A 19,407-nucleotide genomic window follows, 5' to 3' on the forward strand; every position below is an offset into this window, starting at 1 on the left:
CCGCTCAGCCGGACGCCTCCGACCACGTCGTGACGCCGGCCCCGGGCGCGGTGCCGGTTGTGGGCTGGGTGCCGGTTGTGGCTCGGGCCCCGGTTGTGGGCTGGGTGCCGGTTGTGGGCGCGGTGCCGGTTGTGGGCTGGGTGCCGGTGCCGAGGAACCCGCCGGACTGCCGCGACCACAGTTCGGCGTAGAGGCCGCCGCGGCGCACCAACTCGGCGTGGGTGCCCTGCTCCACGATCCGGCCCGCGTCCAGGACCACGATTCGGTCCAGATGCGCGATGGTCGACAGGCGATGCGCGATCGCGATCACCGTGCGGCCGCGCATCACCTCGCCGAGCGTCTCGTGGATGGCGGCCTCCGCCTCGGAATCCAGCGCCGACGTCGCCTCGTCCAGCACCAGGATCGGCGCGTCCCGGTGGAACGCGCGGGCCAGCGCGATCCGTTGCCGCTGCCCGCCGGAGAGGCGCACGCCGCGCTCGCCCACATGGGCGTCCAACCCGGTGCGGCCGTCCGCGTCGGTGAGGGTGCTGACGAACGCGTCCGCGGACGCCCGGCGCAACGCCGCCCAGATGCGGGTGTCGTCGCCGGGGGACGCGCCGGCGATGTTCTCCCGGATCGAGCGGTGCAGCAGCGTGGCCTCCTGGGCCACCATGGACACCTGGCCACGTAGGCTTTCCTGCGTCACGGCGGCGATGTCGGCGCCGTCGATGCGGATCGTGCCGCACGTGGCGTCGTGGAAGCGCAGCAGGAGGCCCACCAGCGTGGACTTGCCCGCACCGGAGCGCCCGACGACGCCGACACGTTCCCCCGCGGCGATGTCCAGGTCCAGCCCGTCGAGTGCGCGGGTTCCGCCACCGGCGTCCCGGTCGGCGCGGTACCGGTGGCTGACCCCGGAGAAACGGATGGCCCCACCGCGTACCCGGAGCGGGGTTGCTCCGGGCTTGTCAGGTACGGCGAGCGGCTGGGCGACGGTGCGCAACGCCCGCGTCAGCGCGCCGACCGACCCGAACAGCGACGACACGGCGTCCAGCAGCCACTCCGCCATCGCGGTGATGCGGAAACTGAGGGCCAGCGCCGCGGCGACCAGGCCCAGCGGGCCGGAGCCGGAATGCCAGAGGACGATCCCGTACCCGACCAGGCCGACCAGCAGCGCGCTGCCGAGCGCCATCATGCCCGAGTTGATGGTCACCTCGACCCGCTGCAGGTCCAGGTGCGCACGGCGGGCCGCGGCGAACACCCGCCGGTCATCCGCGACGCGTGTCGCGCCATCGCCGAGCAGCGCGAGCGTGTCGACGTTCGCGTACGAGTCGACGAGCAGCCCGGTGAGCGCCGATTCGGCGTCCTGGAGGCGTTCCGACGCGCGCCGGTAGCGCGGCACCGCCCACCACATGAGGAATCCGTAGGCCACGATCCAACCGCCCAGCGGCACCAGCAGCCGCACGTCGATCGCGGACATCACCCACACGGACCCGGCGATGTACGCGACCACGAACACCAGCGTGTGCAGCACGGAGTACGCCGCGGTGCTGGCGGCCTCGCCGCCGTCGCGCACCCACGTGGCGATGCGCCCGGCCAGGTCGTCGCGGAACCAGCCGACGGACTGCCGCGACACATACCGGTGTGCCCGCCAGCGGGTGATCGGGCGGGCGTTGGCGCGGAACGTGATGTCGTCCAGCGTCTCGCGGACGAGACTGATCAGCGGCCTGATCAGCAGCACCACGACGGCGACGGCGAGCAACTCGGCGCCGTGCTCGGCCCGAAGCGTGTCCGGGCTTCCGGCGGCGAGCGTGTCCACCAGCTGGCCGGCGTATCCGATGAGCCACACCTCGACGGCGGCGCACGCGACGGTGACGGTGACGGCGGCGGCGACGACCGGGCGCAAGGGCCGGAGCTCGTCACGGAGAAACCGGAGGGGACCGGCGGCGGGGGTGCGTGCCTCGCCGGCGGGGAAGGGGTCAACAGGGTTTTCGAACGGACCTAACACGAAGTGCCTTTCCGGCGAAGGAGACAAGGAAGGAGCCGGGGGTGTCGCCGGAAGTCCTCATGGTCGATCTCCTCTTCGCGCCGGGGGTCTCGCGTTGCGGTGAGGCTACGCGGCCCACCCCGCCGGCCGCCTCCCCTTTACCGTGGCCGCTGCATCACCGCGGGCGCTGCATCACCGCGGGCGCTGTATCACCGCGGGCGCTGTATCACCGCGGGCGCTGTATCACCGCGGGCGCTGCGTCACCGCGGCCGCTGCGTCACCGCGGGCGCTGTATCACCGCGGGCGCTGCACTGCCGCGAGCACTGCGTCACCGCGCCCGCTGCGCCTTGACCGTGTTGGTACCGTTCGCGGACATGGGCGCGATCAAGCCGTGGCATCTGTTCATCTGTTTCGTCGTCGTGGTGGTGATCGTGGCCGCGGTGATCGTGGCGCTCATCCGGTCACGCCGGAAGTAGGCGCGGGGGCGTCGCCCCGCTGACGGGCCGCGACGGCGTCCAGGATGGCTTCGGTGGCCGTGGCGCCGAAACGGTTCGCACCCGCCTGATGCAGGCTGAGCAGCCTGTCCAGGGTGCGCACGCCACCGGCGGCCTTGACGCCGAGGTGCGGGCCTACCGAGGCGCGCATCAACCGGATCCCGGCCGGGGTGGCGTCGCCGCCGGGTGCGAAGCCGGTGCTGGTCTTGACGAAGTGCGCGCCGGCCCGTTCGGCGAGGCGGCAGCCCATGACCGTCTGCTCCTCGCTGAGGTAGGCGTTCTCCAGGATCGCCTTCACCGTGCGGCCCTGCGCGGCGGCGACCACCGCGGCGATGTCGTCGTGCACGTAGTCGCTGTCCCCGCCGCGCAACCGGCCGATGTGCACCACCATGTCGATCTCATCGGCGCCGGCCTCGACCAGGGCCCGCGCCTCGGCGACCTTGACCGCGGTGCGGGTGTCGCCGTGCGGGAAACCCGCGACGGTGCCGACGAGCACGCCGGTGCCGGCGAGTGCCGCCGCGGCGAACTCCACGTCGGACGGACGTACGCACACCGAGGCGACGTCCCGGCGGACGGCGATGTCGCAGCCACGCCGGATGTCCTCGATGGTCAGCTCGGGACGCAACAGCGAATGGTCGATCATCTTGGCGACGTTCATCGAGACTCTCCTGTCGGCTGCGGTTGTGCTTCCGGAACGGGCGGTTGCGCGTCCGCCCGGGGCGGCTGCACGTCGAAGGTGACCTGCAGGGCGTACCGCGCGCCGACGTAGCGGCTCACCGTGAACTCCAGCGGCGCGGCGTTCTGATCGACGATGAGGCGCGTCTCGACCAGCAGCGATTCGCCGGGCGGGACCTGGAGATGCGCGCCGTCGGCGCCGGCCGGCCGGGCGGTCAGCGTCGAGGAGCCGAGGGTGGGCCGCAGGCCCCGATCGTGCAGGGCACGGTGCAGCGAGCCCGCTTCCAGGTCGCGATCCAGCAGGTCGGTGAGGTGCGGCGGGAAGCACGCGTATTCGACGACCAGCGGTGTTCCGTCGGCCAGCCGCACCCGGACGATCGACACCACCCGGGGTTCCGCGGCGGCGAGCTGCAACGCGGTGGCCTCCTCGGCGGAGGCGGCACGGACCTCGGCGGCGATCAGGCGGGACGAGGGGGTGCGGCCCCAGTTGCGCACCTGGTCCTGGAAGCTCAGCAGGGTGCCCGCCGTCCGAGGGGTGGGCTGCCGACGCACGAACGTGCCGCGCCCCTGGATCCGCTCGATCAGCCCGTCGGCCTCCAGCGCGTTGAGGGCGGCCCGCATGGTCATCCGGGCCACCCCGAACTCCGCCGCGAGCGTGCTCTCGGCGGGCACCACATCGCCGGGTTCCGCCCCGGCCAGACGGGCGCGCAGCTCCCGCTCGATCCGCGCATACAACGGCATCTTCGACATGAGACCTCCAGGTCATCTAGACAACCTGGATGTTTGCACGGTCGAGTGCGGTTGTCCATCCATGGCGGCGGCGCCCGTACGTCCGGGTCGAGATTTTTCGCGGCATGATGTCGAGAAGCGCCGGCCGGCTCCGCTCACCGAGTGAGAGGCCCCGACCGGCGGGGCCGACCACGTCAGGAGACCACGATGCCGAAGTACCTGCTCCTCAAGCACTACCGTGGCGGCCCGGAAGCGCACCGCGCGGTGCCCCCGATGGACCAGTGGGCGAGCGAGGATGTGGAGGCGCACATGGCCTTCCTCAAGCACGTCGCCGAGTTGCTGGAGAAGAACGGCGAGTTCGTCGACGCGCAGGCGCTCACCCCGACGCAGACCTGGGTGCGTTACGGCGGACCGGATGCGGCACCGGTCACCACCGACGGTCCGCTGCCGGAGACCAACGACCTGGTCGCCGGTTGGTACATGATCGACGTGGACTCCCGCGAGCGGGCGGTCGAACTCGCCGCGTACGTCTCGTCCGAACCCGGCCCCGGCGGCACGCCCCTGTACGAGTGGATCGACATCCGGGAGGTCATGTCGGACGCGCCGGCGCAGGACTGACGCTTCGTGCCCGACCAGCCGATGCACCCGCGGGACGAGGATGCCCTGCGCGGCCTCGTCCCGCGGGTGCTGACGAGCCTGGTGCGCCGCGGCGAGGATTTCGACGCCGCCGAGGACGCACTGCAGGAAGCCCTGCTGGAGGCGCTACGCGTCTGGCCGCGGCAACCGCCCCGCGACCCGCGCGCCTGGCTGACGACGGTCGCGACGCGGCGGCTGATCGACGCCCGTCGCGGCGAGACCGCCCGGCACGGCCGCGAGGAGACCGCGTACGTGCAACCCCGGCCGGACGCCACCGAAGAGGGCGACGACACGCTGTTCCTGCTCTTCTGCTGCTGTCACCCCGACCTCGCGCCGGCCTCTCAGGTGGCGCTGACGCTGCGCGCCGTCGGCGGTCTCACCACCCGGGAGATCGCCGACGCGTTCTACGTTCCCGAGGCGACCATGGCGCAGCGGATCAGCCGCGCCAAGCGCACCGTTCGCGGGCGACGCCTCGACCGGCCCGGAGACCTCGCGGTGGTGCTGCGCGTGCTCTACCTGGTCTACGCCGCCGGCCACGGGGGCCGGGTGGACCTCGCCGTGGAGGCGATCCGGCTCGCCCGGCAGCTCACCCTCGCCACGCCGGAACCGGAGGCGCGCGGACTGCTCGCGTTGATGCTCCTGAACCACGCCCGGTTGCCGGCCCGGCTCGACGCCGGCGGTCGGATCGTCACCCTCGACCGGCAGGACCGCGGGCGCTGGGACACACGCGAGATCGCTGAGGGCGTACGCGTCCTGCAGTCGGCGCTGGCCCAGCAGACCGACACACGGCGTCCCGGGCGGTACCAGATCGAGGCCGCCATCGCCGCGCTGCACGACGACGCGACGAGCGCCGCCGAGACCGACTGGCCGCAGATCCTGGACTGGTACGACGACCTGGTCGCACTGACCGGCGACCCGGTGCGCCAGGATCCCACCGCCGTGCTCGCGCGCGCCGTCGCGGTCGGCCACGTCCTCGGCGCCGCTGCCGGGTTGCGCGAGGCGGACCGGTTGCGCGAGGTGCTCGGCGAGCGTCACCGCTGGTACGCCGTACGCGCGTACCTGCACGAACTCGGCGACGACCGGCCCGCGGCGGCCAACGCGTACGCCGAAGCGGCCCGCCGGGCCACCAACGTCGCCGAGCGCGACCACTTGATCCGTGAGGCGTCCCGCATGCGGAACGTCGGCAACCGTGGTGGCGCGATCCCGTCGCAGATTGGCAACGGAGGCCCTGTCGACGGCGGTGGAGGTCTTCCTACGCTCTAGCGCAATCCACCTGCCCCACGGCCGTCCGCCGCTCGCCGGGCGGCCCCGCCGGGCCGGGAATCGGCTCGCCGGGGCTGGCCCGCCGGGCCGGGAATCCGCTCGCCGGGCTACCCCTCCGGGCCGGGAATCCGCTCGCCGGGCTGGCCCCCCGGGCGGGAATTGAGGAAGCATGTTGCGCTACATCGTGCCGGTGGTCATCGCCCTGATCTGGGCCGGGGCATTCGCCTTCGTGCCCGAACCGCACCGCCGTCGGCTGAACGCGGTGGTCGTCGGCGGTGCCGGAGCCGCGTACATCAGCGGTGGCAGTTTCGGACTCGCCGAGCTCGCCTTCACCGCGGTGATGACCGGGGTCGCCTACGCCGGGTTGCGGTCGTGGACCTTCATCGGCATCGCCTGGCTGCTGCACACCGGCTGGGACGTGCTGCATCACCGCAGGGGTGCGCCGCTCATCCCGTCGCAACACGATTCGTCGCTGGGCTGCGCCATCTGCGACCCGGTGATCGCGCTGTGGTGTTTCGCCGGCGGTCGCTCACCCGCGCAGTTGGTGCGATGGTTCGCGACGCGCCCGCGCACACCGTCGTCGACCTGACTGGCTCATGGTGCCGGTCCCACGCGCAAGCCGGTGAGACTGCGCGATTGCCGGCAAACCAAACCCGCACGTGCCGAGACGAACAGGTATCACGTCCTTCGCGAAGGGAGCGGTACCCACATGCGCAACAACACTTTCCGTCGCGGCACTTTCCGTCGCGGCGCTTTCCGTAGCGGCGCGGCAGCCCTGACCGGCCTGCTGGCCATCGGGGTAGCGGCAAGCCTGGCCTGGCCCGGAGCCGCCGTGGCCGAGCACCCGACCGCCCGATCCGCCACGTCGGCTGAGCTCGCTGCGTCGGCTGAGCTCGCTGCGTCGGCTGAGCTCGCTGCGTCGGCTGAGCTCGCTGCGTCGGCTGAGTCCGCTGCGTCGGCCGAGTCCGCCGCGTCGGCCGAGCTGGCCACGTCGGCCGAGTCCGCCGCTGGTCGGCCCGCGCGGTGCCGGGGAGCGGTGGAGTTCGTGGTTGACGCCGGGACGCCCGCCACCAACCGCGCCGCCGAGTGCATCACCGTCGGCGGAGTGGTCCGATTCGAGCATATCGGTCCACAACAGATGGCCAACACTCCGGACACGACCGACTGTTTCTACGCTGCCGGGGTCCTCACCTGCCGGTTGCTGCAGATCGGTGACATCTTCTTCGAATGGGAGGCGGAGGAGGTTCCGCAACGCCTGGACGTCACCGTGGCCAAGGCGATGGCCTCACCCACGTGCGTACGCGGCGGGCGCACCGTCACGTACGACTTCAATGAGGAAATGCCCTGGTGGTCGCCGTGCTTGCAGGTCGGCGCCGTGCTGCGGGTGACGAACCTCGGGTCGGGCCGACTGGAGATCAGCCCGCCGCCGGGCGTGTTGTGTGAACAGCCGCGGCCGGGCGTGCACGACTGCCGCATGCTGGCGCCGACGACGCTGTCGGTGCTGGCGTACGAAGGCGACCGCCGTCGCACGATGTCCATCGTCGTCATTCCCTGACCACGGGACCGTCGGCGGTTCCCGGACTGCGAGGTAGCCGGGGTTTCTGACCGTGGGATTCCCGGTCGCGGAGTTGTCGGAGGTGCCCCGGACGCGGGGCAGTCGAAGGCTTCTGGCCGCCGGGCTGTCGACCCGAGGGTCACGCTCACGAGGTTGATCGGGGGCGGAGATCTCGGCGGAGTCGGGGGAGCCCGGACGAGAAGTTGCGGAGCAGCGGGTTCAGGCGGCGGTCGTTGCCCGGACCCGCTGCGTCGGCCGCTGTCCGGTGGGGCGCCGTGAGTTTCGGGCCCGCCCTCGGCTCCGGCGGTGCCGACGGATCGAGATGCCTATAGCGCGCTCACGAATGTGTCCATGGCGATGGTGACGTGGCGGCGATGAAATGCCGCAACCCGCCTCGGTCGGGTGGGCTCGATGTTCGACGGCGTGACCCGGCGCGCGTTACCCAGGTGTGCGTTACCCAGGTGTGCGTGACCCCGGTGTGCCTGAGCCAGGTGGGCGTGACCCAGGCGCGCGTGACCCAGCGCGTGACCCACGTGTGCGTGACTTGGGCCTGCGTGACTCGGGCATTGCGTGACCCAGCGCGCGTTACCCAGGTGTGCGTGACCCCGGTGTGCCTGACCCAGGTGGGCGTGACCCAGGCGCGCGTGACCCAGCGCGCGACCCACGTGTGCGTGACTTGGGCCTGCGCGACTTGGGCCTGCGTGACTCGGGCATTGCGTGACCCCGGGTGTGTGCTCGGCTGCGGGGCGGGGCCCGGCCGGCGTCCTGCGGGGCGGCGCGTGCGGGTGGCGTTTCGCGGGGGTGTCCGCGCGGGTTGCTTCATGTGCGGAGGTGATAGCGGTTGCGCAGGGGATGCTGGGCTGGGTCGAGTGCGGGCGGCGGGAGGAACTCGGGGTGCCGGCCGGGGCCGAGCCGGACGCGCCAGGGTTCGCGGTGCACGAGGCGATGGTGGTAGCGGCAGAGCAGCACGAGGTTGTCGAGGCTGGTCGGCCCGCCGTCGAGCCAGGAGGCCAGATGGTGAGCGTCGCACCATTGTGCTGGCCGGTCGCAGTGCGGGAAGGCGCAGCCGTGGTCCCGGGCGACCAGCGCACGGCGCAACGAGCCGGTGGCCAGACGGCGCGTGCGGCCGACGTCGAGGACCTGTCCCTGGCCGCCGAGCACGGCGGGCAGGATGCGGGCGTCGCAGGCGAGGCGACGTACGTCCGTGGGGTGCAGACGTTCGCCGGTGTCGAGGGTGCCGATGCCGAGCTTCTGGTGGAGCACGTCGTAGGGGGCGGTGACGGCCAGTTGCGGGCGGTCCCCGCCGTTCTCGGGCAGTGCGGTGGTGCGCAAGGCGAGCTGGCAGATGTCGACCAGGGCGTCGGCGCGGCGTTGTCCGGGCGTACGCGCATCGGTCACGACCGAGCCCGCGCCCACTGCGGCGGCATCCGCGAGGCAGGCGGGTCCCGCGCTGCCGGGGTCTGCGCTGCCGGGTTCTGCGCTGCCGGGGTCTGCGTTGCCGGGGTCCGTGCTGCCGGGGTCTGCGCTGCCGGGTTCTGCACTGCCAGGGTCCGCGCTGCCGGGGTCCGCGCTGCCGGGGATGGTGCGGCGTCTGGGGGAGCACAACGGGTCGAGGGCGGCGGTGATGACGGCGGCAGCCTCGGTGCCGAGGATGCCGTGGAGGCGGACGCGTCCGTCGCCGATCGTGGTGAGGGTCAGGTAGCGGTCGCGCTCGGCGCGCTTGTCGGCGCGGGCGAGGGCGACCTCCTCCACGCGTTCGGCGATCTCGGGGGCGAGGTGGGCCAGAATCCGCTCACCGGCGTGGCGAAGCGCCACCGGGTCGAGCTCCGGTGCCCAACCGACCAGGGCGCTCTCGGCCTCGGCGGTGAGTGCGGCGGGGACGTCGGGATCGCTGTCCAGCCCGTCGAGGCAGCGGGCGATCACGGTGACCTGCTCGGCGTTCACCCGTGCGGTGGTCAGGGCGTGGTCGAGGTCCGGCCGATGGTCGACGGCCTTGGCCTGGGCGACCAGGGTGCGGGCGTGCGCGGCGCTGATGCGCAGGTGCCAGCGCAGCCAGTTGGCCAGGGAGGTGGCGTGCTGGGTGGAGGGCACGTCGCGGGTGTCGAGTTGCTGGATGAGGTGCAGGGTGGCGGCGTGCAGGGCCTGACCGGCGCGGTGCACGGTGCGCAGGGCGTCGATCACCTCGGCGTCGGAGAGCGGCCAGACGGGCGCGGCGGCGCAGTCGAGGGCGGTCGTCTCGGCGTGCTCCCAGCGCGTTGTCATGAGGGCACTTTAGAACACCCGTACGACAATATTGCTGGCCTTCGGACCGCGGCCGGTACCCCGACGTTGCACGGCTTCAGCACCGTGGCGGTGCCGGGCCGCTCGTGGTGAGCCAGTATCGCCGGACCCGGCCGTGCTCGGTCTCGCGAACCCCTTCGAGCACACCACCGTTGCGCTCGATGGTGCGCATCGACGCGATGTTGTCCGCGAAACAGACGGCGAGAAGGCGGTCCAGGCCCACCGCGCGCGCCTCCGCCCGCACTTCAGCAAGCGCCCAGGTGGCCAGGCCCCGGCCGCGGGCGGACGGTCGTACGCCGTACCCGACGTGACCGACCTCGTCGTCGAGGTGATGCCGCAGGCCGATTCCGCCGAGCACCTCGCCGTCCTCGACGATCCACCGGGGAGAGCCGTGCTGCGTGTCCGGGCAGGGATCCGCGGCAGGGTGGGTGTGCCGCAGCAGCCGGCGCACCCAGTCGGCGAAGCCGTCCGGCGAGTCCACGTCGTCGTCGGCGGTCAGGCCGAAGCCGTCCTCGTGGAGTCCGGGACCCCAATCGTCGCGGCAGCGCAGAAAGGCAGCGTGCAGCCGGGTGGTCGGCGTCATCAGTTCGGGCATGCGGTTTACGGTAGACGGCCGTGAGAACGACGCCGCCCACCATCGCCGCCGGGACGATCGCCGCCGCCGCTCAGCCGATCTTGTCTGCTTCCGGCGGCCTGGTGCTGCGTCCGTGGGCGGACGACGACGCGGTGGTGTTCCATGCCGCCTACCGTGACCCGGCGATCGCCCACTGGCACACCCGCCACCCGGCGTCCGAAGGGGACGCCCGCGCCTGGTTCGCGCGGTATCGCCGGGACTGGGCGCAGGAAAGGGGTGCGCATTGGGCGGTGACCCATGACGGCGGCCGGGTGCTGGGGCGCATCGCCGTGCGCGAGATGGATCTCGACGATGGGGTTGCGGCCTGCGCGTACTGGGTGTTGCCGGCCGCCCGTGGCTCGGGTGTCGCCTCGCGCGCCCTGGCGGCGGTGAGTTCATGGGCGCTGGGCGAGGTCGGGTTCCACCGCCTCACGCTCGATCACTCCACGCGCAACCCGGCGTCGTGTGGCGTCGCCGCCAGGTGCGGTTTCCTGCTGGAGGGCACGAAACTCAGCGACGCCGTCCATTCCGACGGCCGGCACGACATGCACCTGCACGCCCGGATCCGGGGCGACCCGGTGTCGGATAGTGTCTGATTTCGATAAATCTCTGGTGCGCCGGAGTGCGACGGCGAACACTCGGGCGGGTGAATTCACGGGGATCGACTGTGGACCGCGCATGCCTGCGGCCCGCCGGATGAGGGTGAGACCGCCCGATGCTGCGGATCCACTTCACACCAGAGGATCTGTCCCGCACCCACGTGGCGGTCCGCGCGGACCCGCTGTGGGACGCCGTGCTCAGCCTGCAGATGCTGCACAACGGCGAGGGGCAACTGCTGTTTCAGGCTTGGCGTCACCAGGTGCGGGCCCGGCCGTCGCGAGCGGACGAGGCGATTCTGCTGTCGCTGTGCCAGCCCCGCGGCGCGATCGCCGATCTGCTGACGCCGGCGGCGGGCGCGCTCGGCCTGGAGGCCGGGTTGGACGCCGTACGGTCCACGCCGATCAGCCGGATCCGCCGCGATCTGACCCACCTGTCCGGGCGGTCCCGGCTGCCGTCCTGGACGAGGTTGCTGGCCGCCGGGGACGTGCGGGCATTGGATCGCCTGGCCGGCGCGTTGCGTTCCTGGCATCGTGTCGGCGCCGCGCCGTACCAGCCGGAGATCGATCGGGCATTGGACGCGGACCGGGCGGTCCGGCTGCGCGACGCCCAGGTGGGCGGCCCGGAACGACTGCTTGCCGGTTTGCCGGGGGTGCGGTGGGAGCGGCCGATGCTGCTCAGCGACTACCCGTACGACCGGGATTTCCACCTCGACGGCCGGGGGCTGCTCCTGATGCCGTCGTTCTTCTGCTGGCGGCGGCCGATCACCCTGATCGACCCGACGTTGCCGCCGGTGCTGGCCTATCCGGTCGAGCACGCGGTGGGCTGGCTCGCCGCGTCGGCGCGGCCGGACGCCGGACCCGACCGCGCGCTGACCGCCCTGCTCGGGTCGACGCGGGCGGCGGTGCTCGACACCGTGGGGCGCGGCCCGATCAGCACCGGCGACCTCGCCCGCCGCGTGCACATCTCGGCGCCGTCGGCCAGCGAACACGCCACGGTGCTGCGTGAGGCGGGGCTGATCGTCACGAGCCGGCAGGGCGGCCGGGCGCTGCACAGCCTGAGCAGCGTCGGCCTGGCCCTGCTGACGGGCTCGGTCCCGGCATGACCCTGCCGGGCCCGTCAGCCCCGTCGGCCCGGCCGGCCAAGACCCCGTCGGCCCGGCCGGCCAAAGACTCCGTCGGCCCGGCCGGCCAAAGACCCCGTCGGCCCGGCGCCCGGGACCCCGGCGTAGCGCCAGGGTCCCGGGACCTACGGCAGCGGCTTGGCCGCCGTCAGCCGGTGACCGGGTTCCAGGTGCTCTGGTCGGTGAGATCGCCCAACCGCATGCCCTCGGCGATCTTCCGCACCTCGGCGGCCGACGCCCCGCTGGTCTTGTCCTCGATGTCGCGACCGCTGATGTCCACGAGGTAATCGCCGTCGATGACCGTGCACCCCTTGGCCGCCGGGTAGCAGTGCACGCCGTCCTTGCCGTTGATGTCGGGATCCTTCGCGTCACCCTTCATCACGGCGATCCGTACGCCGGGAAAGCCGAGATCGATGGGCTGGTCGGCGTCCGCCTGCGGGACCGGGCCGTCATGCAGCCACAGCTCGGAGACGGAGGTGCTGACCGTTTCCGGGGTCTGCGTGACCGCGACCACCTGCCAGCCCTCCGGAACGAACCCGAGACGGTACGGGACGCGCAGTTGCCGAGCCGGTTTCGCGGTCACCGCCGAGGCGATTTGCACCGCTTCGGCCGTGGACACGTTCCGTTCGTTCTCCGGAGTGAACGTGGCCCAGGCGTCCGGCGCGTACTGCCAGGCGAGCACGGTCCGGTGCGTCACGTCCTCGGGCGCCTGGGATTCGCCGATCTGCACGCCCGCCGACGCGTACGGCTGCGGGGTGATCTCCCGGCCGAAGCCGGGTTGCCCGGCGATGGTGACGTCGAAGGTCGGGCCGTAGGTGAAGGCCGGGTTGCCGGTGCCGAGCTTGCCCGGGTCGTAGACGCCCGGCTGGTAGAAGGTGAGCATGCCGTCGGTGAGCGGATAGGTCCGGCCGTCGTCGCCCTGCCAGGTCTGACCGTCGCGATAGACGGGCACCCGCTGGTAGGTCGCGGTGACCTGACCGACCGGGCCGATCCGGTAGGCGCCGGTGCGATATTCGCCGAATACCGTCCGGAACCCGTCCGGCGGCGTGAACTGTGTGCCCACCGCCGGTCCTGCGGGGTACGGCACGGGGGAATGCTGCCCGCCGCCGGTGCCACCCAGCGCGGTCGCCGCCGCGATCAAGACCGCGAGGACGGTCGCCGCGCTGCCGGTCGCCGCGACCGCCATCCGGCGGGTACGGATCCGGCCGGCCCTGGCGATGATGTCATCGGTGGTCGTCTGCGGCGTCGGCGGTGCGTCCTGCACCGACGCCAACACGTCCCGGACCTGGTACGGCACGCTCATCCTCCTTTTCGTTGATCAAGACCATGTCCTCGGCCGCCAGCACGGCGCGCAGCGTCGTCAGCCCCCGCGCGCACTGGCTCTTGACCGTGCCCGTGCGGCAACCCAGCGCCTCCGCGGTCTCCTCGACGCTGAGGTCTTCGAGGTACCGCAGGACCAGCACGGCCCGTTGCCGGGGCGGAACCCGCCACAACGCCTGCCGCAGACGCAACCGTTCATCGACCGCGTCCGCCGGGTCGGCACGCGACCGCTCCGGCAGCGACTCACCCGCCGGGTGCTCCCGCCGCCACGGCCGCCGTTTCTCCCCGATCGCCGCCCGGACCACCATCGTGCGGGCATAGGCGTCCGGAGACGAGACGCGGTGCCAGCGCAGGTACAGCCGCGCCAGCGCGCCGGACACCGCGTCTTCCGCCGCCTGCCAGTCACCGCATGTCACGTACGCGAGGGCGCGTAGCGGCTCGAACCTGGCGCGGGCGAATGCGCGGAAGCTGTCGATGTCGTCGTCTTCCAAGGCGTATCGCTCCTCTCGTCGACAGATAGAGGAGCGCCGACGTCCCGAGGGTTGCACGCGGCCGAAAGAACCACGGCCGGGAAGAATCCCGCGGCCGGTACGTGACGGTGTGTCATGCTGGGCGGGTGAACCGGGAGGATCTGGTCCGGCTGCGCAGGGCCCGCGACCGGATGGACCGCGACTACGCGCAGCCGCTGGACGTGGCCGCGCTCGCCCGCGAGGCGCTCATGTCGCCGGGCCACTTCTCGCGCAGTTTCCGCGCGGCATTCGGTGAGACGCCGTACAGCCATCTGATGACCCGGCGGATCGAACGGGCCAAGGCGCTGCTGCGCCGCGGCGATCTCACCGTCACCGAGGTCTGCTTCGCCGTCGGATGCACCTCGCTCGGCTCGTTCAGTTCCCGCTTCACCGAGCTGATCGGGGAGACGCCGAGCGCGTACCGTGCGCGCAGCCACGAGGCGGGCGCGGCCATCCCCGCCTGTTTCGCCAAGATGCTGACCCGGCCGATCAGGAACCAAGCCCGGCCGATCAGGAACCAAGAAGCCCAACCGGCTTCCACACACCTATCGTGAGCTGCATGGACATCAAGGTTTCACACTGCTTCATCCTGGTGGACGACCACGACAAGGCGCTCGGCTTCTATCGCGACGTGCTGGGCCTGCAGGTGCGCAACGACGTCCGGTTCGAGGGCATGCGCTGGGTGAGCCTGTCACCGCCGGACCAGCCCGAGCTGGAGATCACCATCGAGACGGTGGACTCCCATCCGGGCGCCTCGGCGCAGGACAAGCAGAATCATGCGGAACTGCTGGCGAAGGGCCTGCTCCGCGGACTCGTGTTCGTCACCGACGACGTGGATGCGACATTCGAACACGTACGCGCGTCCGGCGCCGAGGTCCTCCAGGAGCCGATCGACCAGCCGTACGGCGTACGGGACTGCGCCTTCCGCGATCCGGCGGGCAACATGATCCGGATCAATCAGGTGCGCGCCTGACCCGGGACGGGTCACTGCTCGTCGACGCGCTGCACCTGCAACGCCGCCGCGGCGTCGCATCCGTCCGGGAGGCCAGCCGGGCGGCCTCGGACGGTGACCCGCTGCCCGTCGGCGAGCTGCGCGACCGGCACACCGAGCAGGGCCCACCGGCGGCCCTTCGAGGTCAGGATCCGGCAGGATCCCTCGGTGCGTACGGTCCCGGCGAGCACGATCGGCGCCCCCACCTTGTCGCGGGGCATCTCCGGGTCGCGGGGCATCTCCGAGTCGTCGGCCGGGGCGGCGGTCGGAGCGGCGGTCGAGGGGGCGGCGCTGGCCGGGGGAGCGGGGCCGGTCGGCGGGACGTCCGGGTAGTTCGCCGACGGCGCGGGCGTGTTGTCGCAGCCCGCCGCGAGGAGCACCGTGATCGCCGCGACGAGTGCTGACGGAAACGTGCGCATGAGGGTGAGACGCATCGGCATGGTCCTTCGTTCCGGCCGTCCACAATATCGAAACGTCCAGTTGCGAGGCTGCTACGCAGAGACGAGTATCCCTGGAGCGTGCCGGATCACTCCTTCTCGGACGGCATGCATCGGGGAGGAACCGGCATGTCGCCGCATCCGACATTCACGCCTTGGCACCGGTTAGCCGTTGCCGCCACCGCATCACTAGCTGTGATCATCACACCCGCCATGTCCGCCGCGGCGTCGCCCGCCGGCAAGGACCGGCCGGAGCCGTACCGCAGGCACGTCGCGGTCGCCGCCGACCGGGCGCAGCAGGTCGGCCAGCCGCGGTCGCTCGCCGCCGACGAGGACGAGGGGGAGGACCCCGAGGAGATCGCCGAGCAGGCGGAACAGTACGCCGAGGCGCGCAGCGCCCCGGGCATCGTGGCGCCGGGCGCCTACTCCGCGGCCTGGGCACAGCAGCAGGCCCTGCCGAAGACGTCCGGGCGGTGGCAGTCGGTCACCGACGTGCCGTACAACTCGGACGACCCGCGCTATCGCGACATCGAAAGCAACTCGTCGGGTGGCGCCGGGTTCGTCACCGGGCGGATCACCGGCATGGCCGCCGACTCCCTGGGTTATGTGTACGCCGGAGCGGCCAACGGCGGCGTCTGGCGCTCGCGCACCGGCGGCGGTCGGTGGCAGCCGATCGCCGACCGGGTGTCCTCGCCGTCCACCGGAGACCTGCGCCTGGACCGTGCGGGCCGGCTGTGGTGGGCCACCGGCGAGGCCAACACCAGCGCCAGCTCGTTCGTGGGCAGCGGGGTGTACGTGCTGCGCGACCCGCGGCACGGCTCGTTCCGCCCCGCCGATCGGGTGGGCGGCACCGAGTTGGAGAGCACCATCATCCGCAAGCTGCGGTTCTTCGGGGACACCGTGTGGGCGGCGACCAACCGGGGCGCCTATTCGCACTCGCTGACCAGGCTGTCCGGGCCGTGGAAGCGGGAGTTCGCGCCGAACCCGTCGTACCTGCCGGGCGGCGCTCAGGCGGCCGACGCCGACGCGGCGTACAAGAACATCATCAACGACTTCGCGGCCGACCCGAAGCACCCGGACCGGGTGATCATCGCCGCCGGGTGGCGCAGCGGCGACGACTACAACGGCTTCTACACCCGCCGCGGCGGTGCCTGGCAGCGGACCGTGCTGGCCGGTGAGATGCCCTCGGACGCGGCAAACGTGGGCATGGTGACCTTGGCGCCATCGGCGGACGGCTCGCGGTACTACGCCATCGAGCAGTCGCCGACGCAGCTCACCACCAACCCGGACAGCGCGCTGCAGGGCATCTATGTGTCCCGCTCCGGTTCGCCGTTCGGGCCGTGGACGCTGGGCGCGGACTACCGGGAACTGGCCGCCTCCGGTTCGGCGCTGACCGATCCGGGCTACATGCCCGGCGTGCAGTCCTGGTACAACCAGTTCCTCCAGGTCGACCCGGCCGACCCGGACCACGTGTATGTGGGGCTGGAGGAGGTCTTCGAGTCGGCCGACGGCGGTGCGCACTGGACCACGCCCGGGCCGTACTGGAACTTCGGCTTCGCGTGCTGGAGCATCGACCCGTCGAAGCAGACCGGTGACTGTCATCAGACCACCCACCCGGATCAGCACTCGGCCGCGGTCACCCGGCTGCACGGCAAACCCTATCTGGTGGTCGGCGACGACGGCGGCGCCTACCGCCGTCCGGTGCACGGTGCGGCGGACGCGGACGGGCATGCCACCGACTGGCGGTCGCTGAACGACGGCACCATGGACGTGCTGCAGTACTACTCGGTCGGAGTGGGCCGGGACCGCGGCGGCGTGGCCGTCTCCGGTGGATTGCAGGACAACGGACAGTCGCTGCTCCGGCCGTACGACCGGGTGATGGGTTCGAACTTCGGCGGTGACGGCACCGACACCATCGTGGATCCGCGCAACGGGTGCAACATCGCCGAGGAGTACGTCTACCTGGACATCTGGGTGACCCAGAACTGCGCGGTCAACGACGGGTCGTGGGTGACGGATCCGTCGCTGGCCACCAGCTACGAGGTGGCGCCGCCGGACAACGAGACGGGCGCGGCCCGGTTCGTCGCGCCGATCACCGCGGACCCCCGCGACTCCCGGCTGTGGATCGCCGGCGGCCAGCACGTCTGGATCCAGCGTCACGGCTTCGCGATCCGGTCCGGGGACGAGTGGCGGAGCCTGTTCGACCTCGGCGACGGTCACGTGGCCACGGCGGTCGCCACGTCCGGCGGCTACGTCTACGCCGGCTGGTGCGGGCCGTGCAACAACCAGGGCTTCACCCGCGGCATCGCGGTCGGCCGCACCGACGGCAGCGGATGGCACCAGCTCACCCTGCCGGTCGAGGGCACGCTACCGAACCGGTACGTGTCCGGCTTCGACGTCGACGGCCGCAACCCGCGGCATGTCGTGGTGGCGATCAACGGCTTCTCGCGAAAATGGACCGAGGGCCCCGGCGCGGGCGTCGGGCACGTCTTCGAGAGCTACGACGCCGGGAGCCACTGGACCGACATCTCCGCGAACCTGCCGGACGTGCCGGCGAACACGGTCAGCATGGTCGACGGTGGTGGGCTGGCACTGGGCACCGACACCGGGATCTTCTACCGGCCGGAGCGGGAGCGGCGCTGGTCGGTCCTGGGACACGACCTGCCGACGACCACCACCCTGCAACTGAAGACCGGGCCGACCGGCCGGAACCTGTACGCGGCCACGCACGGCCGGGGCATCTGGCAGTTCGACCTGTCCGCTTTGCGCCGCCACCACTGATCCCTCAAAGGGCCCCGGGGCCGGTAGCGGACACCGCGCCGCCCCGGGGCCGATTCGTGCCCACGCCCGCTCGCCGCAGGCCGGCCAACGGCTGCGAAACACGGCCTAAGCCAGCAGGGTCTCGCGCATGGTCTTGCCGGGGTTGAACGTCCCGACGACGCGGTCCGCGCGGGGGTCCAGCACGTCCACTGAGTTGTTGCGTCGCATCAGCTCGCGGACCGGTGGTGGCAGCGGGGGAGGCTCCGACATGGCGTCGTGCAGGGCGCGTGTGGCGGAGATGAGCCGGACCGCCAGGGTCGCCGCGTCGGTGTCCACGCGGACACGACCGAACTCCCAGCCGGCCACGGTGAGGTCCAGCACCTCGAACATCCGGTCCAGCAGCGGCTCCGCGGAGGTCACCCGCACCGCCCGCCGCGCGCCCGCCCCGATGGTGGGCGCCGCCGCGGCCACATGCACGTACGGGTGGAGGCCGCCCGGCAGGGCGAACAGCGGCCAGCGCAGCCACCGTCCGGCGTCGCGCCACAAGGGGCGATAGTTGCTGCGGTCGACCCGCACCCCGGCGCCGGTCTGGCGGTGCAGGTGATCGGCCTGGGCGAGCATCTCCTGGTGCGCCGCGTCGGCCACCTCGCGGACGATCTCACTCGCCACGGCCAGCCCGTCGTCGCCGTCCAGCAGGCGGGTGACCTGCTCGGCCTGGTCGGCGAACGGGAGTTGTTGCTGCGGCCCGAAACCGTGCCGCAGCTCGTGCAGCAGGGCGTGCTGCCGCTGCGGGTCCTGTTCGACCCGCCGTCTGCCCAGGCCGAACCATCGCATGACGCCTCGTCTCCACCGGCTTCCAGAACCCCGCCATGCTAGGCCGTGTTTCGCAGTCTCGCCGCGGGCCGGCCATGGCCTGCGAAACCGGCCTGGTGCGGTGCCCAGGAACGGACGCCGGGCCGCGCCGGATGGCTGCGAAGCGCATTCACCGGAAAAACCGACCAAAACTCGGATTTCGGGTAGCTTGCTGAGTGAACCTCAACGCTGCCCGACGAGAGGACCGACCATGACCGAGCGAACCATCACGGCGCAGGGATATCCGCTGTGGGCGGCCGAGGTCCCCTCGGGCAGCGCGGAGCAGCCGTTGATGACCGACGCCGGCGAGGTGGTCACCGAGGACCTGGTCGACTTCATCTTCCCGCACACCTACCGGGTGGTCGCCTGGGAGCACACCGTGGCGGCGGACGGGTCGGGCGCGGTGCTGCCGATTCTGGCCGGCGGCCGGGGCGACGCCGAGCAGTTCTACCAGTTCGCCGAGGAGCGCGAGGAGGCGGAGAACCTGGCCCGGCTGCGCATCCGCGAGCAACTGCGCGCGAAGAGGGCGCCGATGGGCGCGCGCTGAGGGCGCCCGCGCAGCGTATTGACCAACACCGATCACGTGCCTAGCCTCTGATGTGCTGATGGT

19 protein-coding genes are annotated in these 19,407 nt (G+C 71.9%); 10 read left to right on the forward strand and 9 right to left on the reverse strand.

Features of this window, described 5'->3' with window-relative positions:
- Positions 1-4: 4 nt before the first annotated feature.
- The 3 genes from IEY73_RS25360 to IEY73_RS25370 all read right to left on the reverse strand — a co-directional run bounded on the left by IEY73_RS25360 (position 5) and on the right by IEY73_RS25370 (position 3,882).
- A complete protein-coding gene (locus IEY73_RS25360; RefSeq protein WP_229716143.1) occupies positions 5-1,882 on the reverse strand; it encodes an ABC transporter ATP-binding protein in 1,878 nt (625 codons plus the stop codon).
- A 534-nt stretch (positions 1,883-2,416) separates the two neighbouring features.
- Positions 2,417-3,115, reverse strand: coding sequence for a deoxyribose-phosphate aldolase (deoC, locus tag IEY73_RS25365; RefSeq protein WP_189081823.1), 699 nt, complete (start codon positions 3,113-3,115; stop codon positions 2,417-2,419).
- Positions 3,112-3,882 (reverse strand): GntR family transcriptional regulator, encoded by a 771-nt coding sequence (locus tag IEY73_RS25370; RefSeq protein ID WP_189081824.1) that lies wholly within the window; start codon positions 3,880-3,882, stop codon positions 3,112-3,114. The genes deoC and IEY73_RS25370 overlap by 4 nt, the downstream gene beginning before the upstream one ends.
- A gap of 186 nt (positions 3,883-4,068) precedes the next feature.
- Between IEY73_RS25370 and IEY73_RS25375 the strand changes: the two genes are divergently transcribed.
- The 4 genes from IEY73_RS25375 (at position 4,069) to IEY73_RS25390 (ending at position 7,315) form a co-directional block, all read left to right on the forward strand.
- Complete coding sequence (locus IEY73_RS25375; protein ID WP_189081825.1) at positions 4,069-4,479, forward strand: YciI family protein; 411 nt, start codon at positions 4,069-4,071, stop codon at positions 4,477-4,479.
- Positions 4,480-4,500: 21 nt separating this feature from the next.
- The gene (locus IEY73_RS25380) at positions 4,501-5,760 is read left to right on the forward strand and encodes an RNA polymerase sigma factor (protein WP_189081853.1); all 1,260 of its coding nucleotides are present in this window, start codon (positions 4,501-4,503) and stop codon (positions 5,758-5,760) included.
- Between the two features lie 169 nt (positions 5,761-5,929).
- On the forward strand, positions 5,930-6,349 hold the full coding sequence (locus tag IEY73_RS25385) for a DUF6010 family protein (protein ID WP_229716144.1): 420 nt from the start codon (positions 5,930-5,932) through the stop codon (positions 6,347-6,349).
- Between the two features lie 120 nt (positions 6,350-6,469).
- Positions 6,470-7,315, forward strand: coding sequence for a hypothetical protein (locus tag IEY73_RS25390; protein ID WP_189081826.1), 846 nt, complete (start codon positions 6,470-6,472; stop codon positions 7,313-7,315).
- Between the two features lie 819 nt (positions 7,316-8,134).
- On the opposite strand, the gene IEY73_RS25395 is transcribed toward IEY73_RS25390, so the two are convergent.
- Together IEY73_RS25395 and IEY73_RS25400 are read right to left on the reverse strand one after the other, a co-directional pair.
- Positions 8,135-9,577 carry an HNH endonuclease signature motif containing protein gene (locus IEY73_RS25395; protein ID WP_189081827.1) on the reverse strand — a complete coding sequence of 481 codons (1,443 nt, stop codon included), beginning with the start codon at positions 9,575-9,577 and terminating at the stop codon, positions 8,135-8,137.
- A 76-nt stretch (positions 9,578-9,653) separates the two neighbouring features.
- On the reverse strand, positions 9,654-10,190 hold the full coding sequence (locus IEY73_RS25400) for a GNAT family N-acetyltransferase (protein WP_189081828.1): 537 nt from the start codon (positions 10,188-10,190) through the stop codon (positions 9,654-9,656).
- Positions 10,191-10,210: 20 nt separating this feature from the next.
- Here IEY73_RS25400 and IEY73_RS25405 point away from each other — a divergent pair, with 20 nt between their 5' ends.
- Both IEY73_RS25405 and IEY73_RS25410 read left to right on the forward strand, forming a co-directional pair.
- Positions 10,211-10,804 (forward strand): GNAT family N-acetyltransferase, encoded by a 594-nt coding sequence (locus IEY73_RS25405; protein ID WP_229716145.1) that lies wholly within the window; start codon positions 10,211-10,213, stop codon positions 10,802-10,804.
- A gap of 119 nt (positions 10,805-10,923) precedes the next feature.
- Positions 10,924-11,910: an ArsR/SmtB family transcription factor gene (locus tag IEY73_RS25410; protein WP_189081829.1), complete on the forward strand. Its 987-nt coding sequence runs from the start codon at positions 10,924-10,926 to the stop codon at positions 11,908-11,910.
- A gap of 166 nt (positions 11,911-12,076) precedes the next feature.
- Here the strand turns inward: IEY73_RS25410 and IEY73_RS25415 are convergent, their stop codons facing one another.
- Both IEY73_RS25415 and IEY73_RS25420 read right to left on the reverse strand, forming a co-directional pair.
- Positions 12,077-13,225 (reverse strand): hypothetical protein, encoded by a 1,149-nt coding sequence (locus IEY73_RS25415; protein ID WP_189081830.1) that lies wholly within the window; start codon positions 13,223-13,225, stop codon positions 12,077-12,079.
- The gene (locus IEY73_RS25420) at positions 13,152-13,739 is read right to left on the reverse strand and encodes a SigE family RNA polymerase sigma factor (protein WP_189081831.1); all 588 of its coding nucleotides are present in this window, start codon (positions 13,737-13,739) and stop codon (positions 13,152-13,154) included. Before IEY73_RS25420 ends, IEY73_RS25415 begins: the two co-directional genes overlap by 74 nt.
- A 170-nt stretch (positions 13,740-13,909) precedes the next feature.
- Here IEY73_RS25420 and IEY73_RS25425 point away from each other — a divergent pair, with 170 nt between their 5' ends.
- Complete coding sequence (locus IEY73_RS25425; protein WP_189081856.1) at positions 13,910-14,311, forward strand: helix-turn-helix transcriptional regulator; 402 nt, start codon at positions 13,910-13,912, stop codon at positions 14,309-14,311.
- A gap of 5 nt (positions 14,312-14,316) precedes the next feature.
- On the forward strand, positions 14,317-14,730 hold the full coding sequence (locus tag IEY73_RS25430; RefSeq protein ID WP_189081832.1) for a VOC family protein: 414 nt from the start codon (positions 14,317-14,319) through the stop codon (positions 14,728-14,730).
- An 11-nt stretch (positions 14,731-14,741) separates the two neighbouring features.
- Here IEY73_RS25430 and IEY73_RS25435 read toward each other — a convergent pair whose 3' ends face one another.
- Positions 14,742-15,182: a DUF5818 domain-containing protein gene (locus IEY73_RS25435; protein WP_189081833.1), complete on the reverse strand. Its 441-nt coding sequence runs from the start codon at positions 15,180-15,182 to the stop codon at positions 14,742-14,744.
- A gap of 198 nt (positions 15,183-15,380) precedes the next feature.
- On the opposite strand from IEY73_RS25435, the gene IEY73_RS25440 reads away from it, so the two are divergent.
- Positions 15,381-17,966: a beta propeller repeat protein gene (locus IEY73_RS25440; RefSeq protein WP_229716146.1), complete on the forward strand. Its 2,586-nt coding sequence runs from the start codon at positions 15,381-15,383 to the stop codon at positions 17,964-17,966.
- Positions 17,967-18,071: 105 nt separating this feature from the next.
- Here IEY73_RS25440 and IEY73_RS25445 read toward each other — a convergent pair whose 3' ends face one another.
- The gene (locus IEY73_RS25445; RefSeq protein WP_189081835.1) at positions 18,072-18,779 is read right to left on the reverse strand and encodes a hypothetical protein; all 708 of its coding nucleotides are present in this window, start codon (positions 18,777-18,779) and stop codon (positions 18,072-18,074) included.
- Positions 18,780-19,008: 229 nt separating this feature from the next.
- Here IEY73_RS25445 and IEY73_RS25450 point away from each other — a divergent pair, with 229 nt between their 5' ends.
- Complete coding sequence (locus IEY73_RS25450; protein WP_189081836.1) at positions 19,009-19,344, forward strand: hypothetical protein; 336 nt, start codon at positions 19,009-19,011, stop codon at positions 19,342-19,344.
- The last annotated feature ends 63 nt before the right edge of the window (positions 19,345-19,407 follow it).

It is taken from the genome of Mangrovihabitans endophyticus, from assembly GCF_014646155.1.
Lineage (GTDB): Bacteria > Actinomycetota > Actinomycetes > Mycobacteriales > Micromonosporaceae > Actinoplanes > Actinoplanes endophyticus.